The 9613-nt window shown below is 69.9% G+C and carries 11 protein-coding genes; 4 read left to right on the top strand and 7 right to left on the bottom strand.

Annotated elements, in window-relative coordinates:
- Positions 1-6 precede the first annotated feature (6 nt).
- The 5 genes from ACIA8E_RS27640 to ACIA8E_RS27660 form a co-directional block, all read right to left on the bottom strand.
- Positions 7-1227: a cytochrome P450 gene (locus ACIA8E_RS27640; RefSeq protein ID WP_399302007.1), complete on the bottom strand. Its 1221-nt coding sequence runs from the start codon at positions 1225-1227 to the stop codon at positions 7-9.
- A 12-nt stretch (positions 1228-1239) separates the two neighbouring features.
- Complete coding sequence (locus ACIA8E_RS27645) at positions 1240-2622, bottom strand: NAD(P)/FAD-dependent oxidoreductase (RefSeq protein ID WP_399302008.1); 1383 nt, start codon at positions 2620-2622, stop codon at positions 1240-1242.
- A complete protein-coding gene (locus ACIA8E_RS27650) occupies positions 2619-2828 on the bottom strand; it encodes a ferredoxin (protein ID WP_399302009.1) in 210 nt (69 codons plus the stop codon). The genes ACIA8E_RS27645 and ACIA8E_RS27650 overlap by 4 nt, the downstream gene beginning before the upstream one ends.
- Positions 2829-3039: 211 nt before the next feature.
- Positions 3040-3387: a VOC family protein gene (locus ACIA8E_RS27655; protein ID WP_399302010.1), complete on the bottom strand. Its 348-nt coding sequence runs from the start codon at positions 3385-3387 to the stop codon at positions 3040-3042.
- A 186-nt stretch (positions 3388-3573) separates the two neighbouring features.
- Positions 3574-4266 (bottom strand): YitT family protein, encoded by a 693-nt coding sequence (locus ACIA8E_RS27660; RefSeq protein WP_399302021.1) that lies wholly within the window; start codon positions 4264-4266, stop codon positions 3574-3576.
- A gap of 179 nt (positions 4267-4445) precedes the next feature.
- On the opposite strand from ACIA8E_RS27660, the gene ACIA8E_RS27665 reads away from it, so the two are divergent.
- Positions 4446-5933: a PLP-dependent aminotransferase family protein gene (locus ACIA8E_RS27665; RefSeq protein WP_399302011.1), complete on the top strand. Its 1488-nt coding sequence runs from the start codon at positions 4446-4448 to the stop codon at positions 5931-5933.
- 186 nt (positions 5934-6119) lie between these two features.
- Here ACIA8E_RS27665 and ACIA8E_RS27670 read toward each other — a convergent pair whose 3' ends face one another.
- Entirely contained in the window at positions 6120-7010 is an 891-nt protein-coding gene (locus ACIA8E_RS27670) for a glycoside hydrolase domain-containing protein (protein ID WP_399302022.1), read from the bottom strand.
- Positions 7011-7100: 90 nt separating this feature from the next.
- On the opposite strand from ACIA8E_RS27670, the gene ACIA8E_RS27675 reads away from it, so the two are divergent.
- Genes ACIA8E_RS27675 through ACIA8E_RS27685 form a run of 3 tightly spaced genes read left to right on the top strand, consistent with a single transcriptional unit; the run spans position 7101 to position 9291 of the window.
- Positions 7101-7613: a methylated-DNA--[protein]-cysteine S-methyltransferase gene (locus ACIA8E_RS27675; RefSeq protein WP_399302012.1), complete on the top strand. Its 513-nt coding sequence runs from the start codon at positions 7101-7103 to the stop codon at positions 7611-7613.
- 59 nt (positions 7614-7672) lie between these two features.
- A complete protein-coding gene (locus ACIA8E_RS27680; protein ID WP_399302013.1) occupies positions 7673-8401 on the top strand; it encodes a 2OG-Fe(II) oxygenase in 729 nt (242 codons plus the stop codon).
- A 5-nt stretch (positions 8402-8406) separates the two neighbouring features.
- Positions 8407-9291: a hypothetical protein gene (locus ACIA8E_RS27685; RefSeq protein ID WP_399302014.1), complete on the top strand. Its 885-nt coding sequence runs from the start codon at positions 8407-8409 to the stop codon at positions 9289-9291.
- Here ACIA8E_RS27685 and ACIA8E_RS27690 read toward each other — a convergent pair.
- Positions 9279-9554 carry a hypothetical protein gene (locus ACIA8E_RS27690; RefSeq protein ID WP_399302015.1) on the bottom strand — a complete coding sequence of 92 codons (276 nt, stop codon included), beginning with the start codon at positions 9552-9554 and terminating at the stop codon, positions 9279-9281. The two genes, ACIA8E_RS27685 and ACIA8E_RS27690, sit on opposite strands and share 13 nt — an antisense overlap.
- Positions 9555-9613: the final 59 nt, after the last annotated feature.

The following is a 9613-nucleotide window of genomic DNA, read 5'->3' on the forward strand; positions in this document are numbered from 1 at the left end:
TGCCGCCTACGTTCCTGCGGCGTGCTGGATCACGAGATGGCGGGGACCGCGCAGCACGGGACTGCGCCGGTACGGGGGTGGGTCCTCGACCAGGCGGGGGTCGTCGAGGCTGCGCACGAGCGCACTGAGTGCGATCTGTGCCTCGACACGGGCGAGCGGGGCGCCGAAGCAGTTGTGGATGCCGCTGCCGAAGCCGAAGTGCTGATTGTCATCACGCATCAGGTCGAAACGGTCCGGGTCGTCGAACCTCAGGGGATCCCGGTTGCCGGAGGCGAGCACAAGGATCAGAGAGGCACCCTTGGGGATGGTGACCCCCGCGACGTCGATGTCGGTGAGCGGTGAGCGCTGCGGGAGGAACTGGACAGGGGGCTCGTAGCGCAGCAGTTCCTCCACGGCCCTCGGCATGAGTTCGGGCGCGGCGCGCAACTTCGCCAGGATGTCGGGGTGGCGCAGGAGGGTGAGCATGCCGTTGGTGATCAGGTTGACGGTCGTCTCGTGCCCGGCGATGAGCAGCAGTACAGCTGTGGCCATCAGTTCCGGCTGGGTGAGACGGCCTTCGGGTCCTTCGTCGTTGGCCAGGGCGGAGAGCATGTCGCCGGACGGGTGGCCACGCCGCTCCTCGGCGAGGTCCCCCAGATAGTGCGCCATCGCGTCCCGCGCCTCCATGGCCGCCTGCCGACGCTGCTCCGGGTCCTCCCCGTGGCTGAAGTCGAAGCCGGCGATGATCGTGTTCGTCCAGGCACGGACGCGGGGCACATTTTCCTGGGGCACGCCCAGGAGCCCGCAGATCACGGTGACGGGCAGCGGGTAGGCGAAGTCGTCGACGAGGTCGATCCGGTCCTTTCCCCGGAACGCCTGGATCAGTTCCTCGGCGATCCGGGTGATGTCGCCCTGCAGGGCGTCGATCCGTCCCGGGGAGTGCGGCGGACCGAAAGGACGCATGGCGATGCGGCGGAGCCGGTCGTGTTCGGGGTCGTCGACGCCGATGAAGGCCGGCGGCATGTCGTCCGACCTCGCCAGCAGCGGGTCCGGATCCGTTCGGTTACGCAGGTCCGAACTGATCCGCGGGTCGTGGAGCAGGGCGGCGATCTCGTGGTAGGTGCCCACCAGGTAGCTGCCGTCGCCCTGTCGTGACACGCCGTTCTCGCGGAGTTCTGCGTAGAGCGGATACGGGTCGGCGCGGTTCGCGTAGTCGGTGATGCGTTCAAAGAGCGTGTCCGGGGGCATGCGTGGGGCTCCTCATCGAGCGTGGGCGGCGGTCGGGGGTGATTCGGCCCGCACCAGAATCAGGTGCCGGTCCGGCAGATGACCGGTGAGAGCCACGGTCGGACCGTGCGAGAGCAGTTGAGGGGACGGCACGTCGGAGGGGACGGGCGCGGGCGAACCGGACCGGTCGGCGGCACCGGGGGCGGGTGGGAACGGTGCCGCCGACTCGATGAGGTACTCGTAGTGCTCCAGCCACTTGGCGCGGTTCACACTGACCGCCGCGGTGACACGTCCCCGGTACCCGTAGACGGCAACGAACCGGCCCTCGCGCAACGAGCCCTGGGCGATGACCACTTGATCGGAGAAGGTCGGTACGCCCACGGTCTTGATGTTGAGGCCGAACTGGCTGGACCAGAAGGCGGGCACCGACAGGTGCGGGCGCCTGCGTGGTCCCGGGCTGATCATGTTGTGGGCCGCCACTTCGGCTTGTGCAACCGCGTTGCCCCAGTGTTCGAGGGAGAGCATCTGGTACTCGAAAAGGGGATGCGGGAAGCGTGCCACGTCTCCGGCGACGAAGACATCGTCGGTGACGATCCCGTACATGTCGAAGGCGCGGCACCCCGCGTCGCAGGCGACGCCTCCAGGGCCCGCGGCCAGGCCTGATCCGTCAAGCCATTCGGTGTTGCGGATGGCTCCCAACGCGACCACGGCGACATCGGCGTCGATCCGGCGGCCGTCGGAGAACTCGGCGCCGGTGAGCCGGCCGTCGCTGCCCTTCAGAGCGGTGACGGTCACGCCGCAGCGCAGGTCGACCCCGTGTGCACGCTGCAGCCGCCCCGCATAACTGCCGAGTGTCCCGCCGAGCGCGCCGACGAGAGGCGCGGGTCCGCGTTCGGCGACCGTTACCTCGAGACCACGCTCCCGGCAGGCGGACGCGATCTCCGAGCCGATGAATCCGGCGCCGATCACCAGGACCCGGCGCGGTCCTGCGTCGAGGAGTTCGGCGAGGCGGGCCGCGTCGTCATTCGTACGCAGGGTGAGTACGCCGTCCAGGCGGGCTTCGTCGGAGTTCGCCCACGGTCGGGCCCGGGTTCCGGTGGCGATCAGCAGCCGGTCGAAGGGAAGCTCTTCGCCGTCGGCGAGGATCACCCGCTTCGCGATCGGGTCGACCCCGACGGCACGGACACCGAGCTTCCATCGCGCGTCCACCTCGCGGCGGCTCGGCAGCCCGACGTCATGCGCGTGCACCCGCCCGAGCAGCACCTGCTTGGACAGCGGTGGTCTGTCGTAAGGAGGGTGGGGTTCCTCCCCCACAAGGGTCAGCGATCCGGCGAAGCCTTCGTCACGCAACGTCTCGGCGGCGCGCAGACCGGCCAGCGACGCACCGACGACGACGATCCGGCCGACGCCGCTCACGGAGCGCCGTCGCCCGCCGGCTCGCCGACGAGGATGGCCTGTACCGGACAGGCCACCGCGGCCCGACGGACGCGCTCATGCTGATCGTCGGGCACGGTCGGCGTGAACATCAGGGCCTCCTCGCCATGCAGCTCGAACACCTGCGGTGCGAGAAAGACGCACTGCGCATACCCCTGGCAGCGATTGAGGTCGACAACGATCTGCATCCCGGCCCACTCCTCCCTGCCACCCGTCATCTCTGTCCTAATGCCTGCCGGCGGCCGACGCGAACGATGCTGGTCCATCCGGGTTCGCAGACCGACGGGCCAGGAAGGGCACTGGCTGCGGCAGACCGTGCGCCGGGGAAGCACCGGTTCCGTGGTGCGGCAGTTCCTCGGGGCGACCCGCTCGGTCGTAGGAGCGGCAGCCGCGATGCCCCTATCGGTGGCCCAGCACGTTGACGACCCGACCGTTGGGGTCCCGGACGAAGAACCGGCGCACTCCCCATTCCTCGTCCTGCAATGGGTGCAGGATCTCCGCACCGCTGTCACGCACGACCGCGTAGGCCGCGTCCACATCGTCCACCTCGACACTCATGTCGGGCACGACCGGTGCGGTCTTGTCGTTCGTCATGAAGCTGACCTGTGCCGTCGGAGCGGACGGAGAGGCAAGCGTCATGATCCAGCCGTGGTTCATGACCTCTTCGAGGCCCAGCAGACCGTAGAAGTCGCGGCTCTCCCGCACGGTCTCCGACTGGATGTTGGGCACGACACGGCGAACGGCCATCAACGCCTCCAGGAAGTATTCATGTCTATGAGCCGCCCCAGGAAATCTCGGGCACGCACTCTCGCAACGGGCTCCAGGCTATGGGCTGTCCCGTAATCCCCGGCGGGCGCGCGACGACAGATACGGCGCATCGCCCCGAGCAGGAGTCACTGAGTCACCGTTCTTCAGCGCTTCCGGGCGTCCCTCTCAAGCCCTGACCGGTGCAGTCGGCGTCACCCTCCCGGATCGCGCTTCTGCCGCAGCGCGTTCGGCAGTGCTCCGGTAGGCGAACCACGGCATGAAGAGCTGCGTGGTCGGGCCGACCGCGAGTGCGTACAGCACCGTGCCGACGCCCACGCTCCCGCCGAGCAGCCAGCCCACGCCGAGCACGGTGATCTCGATCAGGGTGCGGATGAGCCGGATGGAACGCCCGGTCGCGGCGGACACGCCGGTCATCAACCCGTCCCGCGGGCCGGGGCCGAAGCGCGCGCCGACGTAGACGGCGACGGACAACCCATTGAGGAAGACACCCCCGACGAGCAGGCCGACCCGGGCAGGGAGGCCGAGGTGCTCGGGTATGAGCAGGAGGCCGAGGTCGGATGAGCACGCCAGGACGACGATGTTCGCGACGGTGCCGAACGTCGGCCTCTGCCTGAGCGGGATCCACAGCAGGAGCACGAGAACACCGACGGCGCCCGTGATCGTGCCGAAGCTCAGGGAGGTGTGGTGCTCCAGACCCTCGTTGAGGACGCTCCAGGGGTTGACGCCCAGCGAGGCGCGGACCATGAGCGAGAGGCTGAATCCGTACAGGGCGAGGCCGACGAACAGTTGGGGAAGGCGCCCCCGCAGGTGCTCAGCGATGGGGACGTAGGTGAGGGACGGCGGAGACGGGCGCGTCATGGGCACCGGTGGAGCGGCAGTGCGTTCCTCGTGACGGCGCCGGAGTTCACGCTCGCAGCGGTCCGTGTTCTTCTGCTCCATACCAGTCGCCTCCAGCGAGTTCGGGTGGCTCAGGGCCACAGGCGGCGAGTCTGTACAGTGATTGGCCCAGACAACACGGCCAATCCGGGGAGAGTGGTATGGCCGATTCGAATGCGTTCCAGCCAGTGGACCGGGTGAACCGCACCGGCCGGACCCTGGGGAGCCGACAGCTCGCCGCGCTGCTGCCCGACCCGACGGGAATGAGGCCCGCCTACCGTCACCTGGCGGGGGCGATCAGCGCGCTGATCCTGGACGGGCGGATCGCGCTGCACGTCAGACTGCCCGCCGAGCGGGAGCTGGCCACCGCTCTGAACATCAGCAGGGCCACCGTCACCGCCGTGTACGACCTGCTGCGCGAGAGCGGCTACGCGCACAGCCGTCAGGGCTCCGGTACCTGGACGGCCCTGCCGGAAGGCCGTACACCCAGTGGCATCACCCGACTCCTCGGACCGCAGGACACCGCGATCGACCTGGCCAGAGCCGCCCCCGGTCTGCCGGAACAGACGCTCGTCGATGCCCTCGCCCAGGTGGCCCCTCGGCTGGCCGAACACGCTCACACGCCCGGCTACCACCCTTACGGTCTTCCGGAACTGCGTGCCGCCATCGCCGAGCGTTTCACTCGGCGCGGCCTGGCCACCGTGCCCGAACAGATCCTGCTGACCTCCGGCGCCCAGCACGCACTCACGCTGGTCCTGGCGCTGCTGTGCCGGCCTGGCGACCGGATCATGGTCGAGAATCCGTCCTACCCGAACGCCCTGGAGGCCATGCGCCGCGCCCACCTCCGCACGGTGTCGGTCCCGGTGGCCGATACCGGCTGGGATATCGAGATCATCGAATCGACCCTGCGCCAAGCGGTTCCCCAACTGGCCTATCTGATCCCCGACTTCCACAATCCGACCGGTTGCCTCATGCCCGATGAGGAGCGCGTCCGCATCCTGCGCGCCGCTCAGCGCTCCGGCACGTGGCTGGTCATCGACGAGACCCTCGCCGACCTCGCCCTCGACGTTCCGGCCCCGCTGCCCTTCGCCGCCCATGCCACGCCCGGTGGGACCGGCCAGGTCATCACCATCGGCTCGATGAGCAAGACCCACTGGGGCGGTCTGCGCATCGGCTGGCTGCGAGCCCCGTCGCGGCTGGTGACCGAGCTCGCCGGCCAACGGATCGCCACCGACATGGGCGGCTCGGTCCTGGACCAGCTCCTGGCCCTCGCCCTGCTGCCTCGGGCCGGGGAGCTGTTGCCGCCACGCCTGGAACGCATGCGCGAGCAGCGCACCGCGCTGGCTGCCGCCCTGACCGAGCACATCCCGCAGTGGACCTGGCAGCTGCCGCCCGGCGGTCTCTCGCTGTGGGTCGACCTGGGCGAGCCCATCGCCTCACCGCTGGCCGAGCGCGTCCTGGACTACGGGGTGCGGATCGAGGGTGGCGCCTACTTCGCCACCGACCCCGGCATCTTCGAACAGCGCCTCCGTATCCCGTACACAACGCCTCCCGACACCCTGCGCGAGGCCGTGCGCCGCATGGCCACCGCGCTCGCCGACGGCCTTCCACCTTCGTCCGCCACCCGACGGCCGCATTGGGTCGCCTGACGACATCCCGCCGGCTCTGCACCAACGGTTCGTCGTCCAGCGCCCAGGAGTGAGAGAAGGGCGCCTGACCTGGGTCGATGCCCACCAGGCGCCCTTCACGTCACTACTTCATGCGGCTCGGGCACGGCACGGGCCGACGGCCCACCCGACTTCCCGGCCCGCACTCACCGACGGGGCGCTCGCCGCTCAGCCGAGTCCGACGGCGAAGACGTGCAGGTTGGCGTTGTCGGGCAGCGTCACACTCCTGATCCGCTTTCCGTCAGGCACGGAGAAGGGCGCTGTCGCAAACACATACACGGCAGGCCCGCGGCCCCCTGACTCGTTGCGGTGATCGGTCCGGGCCACAACCGTGTTGTCGAACACCGGGTCCGTTCCGCCGCCCGGCAGCGTCCAGTCGCCGAACGACAGGTCGGTGGCAGCAGTGGTGCCGTCGGTGAAGGTCACCGTCGCGCTACCCCGTTGGTCACCGTGGGTGGCGGATCCGACGAACAGCAGCTTCTCCGCGTTCTCGGCCCGGTCCGTGAGTTCGAGCCGTTGACCCGCTGCGACCGCGTTGTCGGGGCTGCCCTGCGGGGCTGCCGGCCAGACGAAGGACGTGCCCGCAGCCTCGAGCCGGGCCCCTCCGTCGAGGCCTGCGGCAGCGAGTGCCTGGCGGGAGTAGCTACTGCCGTCCCCGTCGTAATCACCCCGGCCGCGGTCGGCGTCGTCGGACGAACCGGTGTTGTCATACGGGGCGGCCAGGCTGCCCGCGGGGGCGACCAGCACGATCGCGGAGAGGTGCAGCGGACCCTTGTCCGCCGTTCCACGGACCGTCAGCGGAACCTCGTAGACACCGTCGGGGGTGGGGCTGAAGAGAGTGGTGGCGACCGAGCGCACGGCCTGCTGGGTCTTCCACGGCTGCCCGAGGTGGTTGTAGACCCACGGGACGCCGAAGTCGATCTCGTTGCCCGCCCTCTTGCTGAAACGGCACAGACGATTGCAAGCGGGTCGGCTCGGCGTGGCATCGCACAGCGATGTAGGGGCGTCGCGACGAGCCCCTTCGCTGCCGTGGAGTTCGGCCCATACGACAGCTCCCAGCGTGGCGTCCGATTACCGCCAGCTTCTCACGCCCGAAAACCTCAGGCTGTGAGAGCAGAACGGAAACATCCAGACGAAGGGACCACGACCATGAGGGTCCACACCGTGATCGACAGCCCGCTCGGCCAACTGCTCCTGATGGGCGAGGAGTCCGGCACCGCACCAGGTGGCACGGCGATCACCTCACTGTCCGTGCAGGGCATGAAGAAGGCTCCCGTCGTCCGCAAGGACCGGCGGTGCGACGACGCCGCCTTTACCGAGGCCGTACGACAGATCCGGGCGTACTTCGCAGGTGAACTAACCATGTTCCAGCTGGAGTTCACGCCCACCGGGACCGAATTTCAGCAGCAGGTGTGGGGCGCCCTGGATGCCATCCCGTACGGCGCCACCACCACCTACGGCAAGCTGACCGAACGGCTCGGCCTTCCGCGTGAGCGGGTGCAGGCCGTAGGCGGGGCGGTCGGCGCCAACCCCCTGCTGCTGGTGCGCCCCTGCCACCGCGTGATCGGCGCCGACGGCTCGATGCGGGGTTACGCGGGCGGCGTGGAGCGGAAGGTGCAGCTCCTCACGCACGAGGGCGCACTGCAGCCGACGCTCATCTGACGACGGGCGGCCACCGCCGACGGCGGCAGCGCGGCCCACACCCCTACCGGAGCACACCGATGAGCACCGAGACCGACGTCGCCCGCACCCGCGGACAAGTGGACACGGCCGACTGGGCGCACCTCGCCGAGGAACTGGACGCCTACGGATGCGCACTCACGCCACGCCTCCTCACCCGCGCCCAGTGCGCCGAGATCAGCGAACTCTACGACCAGGAAGACCTGTTCCGGACGACGGTCGACATGGCACGCCATCGTTTCGGTTCCGGCCGGTACCGCTACTTCACCCATGACCTGCCCCGGCCGGTGGCCGAACTGCGCGCCGCGCTCTACCCGCACCTGCTGGCCATCGCCCGCGACTGGGCCGCTCGGCTCGGCCGCCCCGCACCCTGGCCCGACACCCTGGAGGAATGGGTGGCCATGTGTCACGAGGCGGGGCAGAACCGCTCGGCCCAGATCCTGCTGCGCTACGAGGAAGGCGACTGGAACGCCCTGCACCGCGACGTGTTCGGCGACATGCTTTTCCCTCTCCAGGTCGTGATCGGTCTCGACGTGTACGGCACCGACTACACCGGCGGGGAGTTCCTGCTCGTCGAGCAGCGTCCGCGCGCCCAGTCACGCGGCACCACGAACGTCCTCGATCAGGGCCATGGACTGATCTTCACCACGCGCGACCGCCCGGTGGCCACCAGACGCGGCTGGTCGGCAGGTGCGATGCGGCACGGGGTCAGCACCGTCCGCTCCGGCCGCCGCCATGCACTGGGCCTGGTCTTCCACGATGCCGCCTGAAGCGCGTGTACACCCTGCTCGGCGCAGACGGACTGCCGTATCGGAGTACCACCCCTGGCACGCTCGGAGGGCACCGGCGCGGACGCCTGTACGGCCGGCTCGACTGCCCCTCCGCCCTGCGGGCCATCGCCCGCGGCCACTATGTCGCGCGTCGGGTTTTCTTCCCGGACGAGACCACCGCGATCACGGCCGGATACCGGCCTTGCGCGGTATGCCTGCCCGCGACGTACGCCCGCTGGAAACAGAACCGGGAGAGCGCATCCACCATGGACACCCGCGAGGAGCGGAAGCAGCACCGCTCACCTCTGATCCCCGCCTCGGATCTCGCCGAGTACGGCGACCTGCCGCTCCCGTCCCCGCACACCGAGGCCGAACTCACCGCACTCATCGGGCTGCTGAGGTACCCCGGGTCCCGCATCGAGACCGTGTCCGTCGGTCACAGCCGCGACGACGCGTCCGGAACGGCGGCCGAAGCCTTCAGCGCCGCCTGGCGGACCGGCGGCGGAACGGTCCTGGCTGTGGTCGACTGGCCCGAGTCGGCGGCTTCCTGGCTACGCCCCGCGACGAGGCTGACCCGTGAGACACCTGATGCCTGGGTGGTCGCAGCCGCCCCGCTCGGCTTCGCCCAACTGGCCCGCCGCCTGCGCCGGAGCACGGACTGGGCCCCTGGCCGCACGGTTGCCTTCGCCTCACTTCAGGACACCCGCCTGCTCGCGCTCGCCGGAGAAGACGTCCTGGACGGTCTGCGCGGCGCGAGCACCGACGGTGGCACGTGGAGCGTGCGCCACGGCTGGGTGACCTCCTCGCGGCCTGCGGCAGGCGGCCGTTCCGCCGCCCGGCCGGGGTGGCCACACGTCGGGCTGCTCGCCGAGCCGAGTCAGGAGACATAGTCGCGAAGCGGTTCGCCGTCGAGGTGGTCGACGGCATTCTGGACGGCCGCCGGGGCGAGCCGGACCAGGATTCCCCCGGGCACGTGGGGTGAGAGCACCACCCCGAGCAGCCGGAAGTCCGCGGTGGGCGGTTCGGGGTGACCCGTGCCCTGGGCCTCGGTGTCGGCGGCGCAGGCGGCACGGGCCCGCTGAGGTGTCGAACCGCCAGGACACGCAGTGAGGCCCGGGCCCCCGGCGCGGTGGCGGGGCGCCCACCTAAGCACGCGTATAAGTATAATAAGCCCCCGCGCACCAGCACGGTAGCGTATGGGCGGGGCGCAGC

Source organism: Streptomyces sp. NPDC051664 (genome assembly GCF_044453545.1).
In the GTDB taxonomy this organism is placed as follows: Bacteria; Actinomycetota; Actinomycetes; order Streptomycetales; family Streptomycetaceae; genus Streptomyces.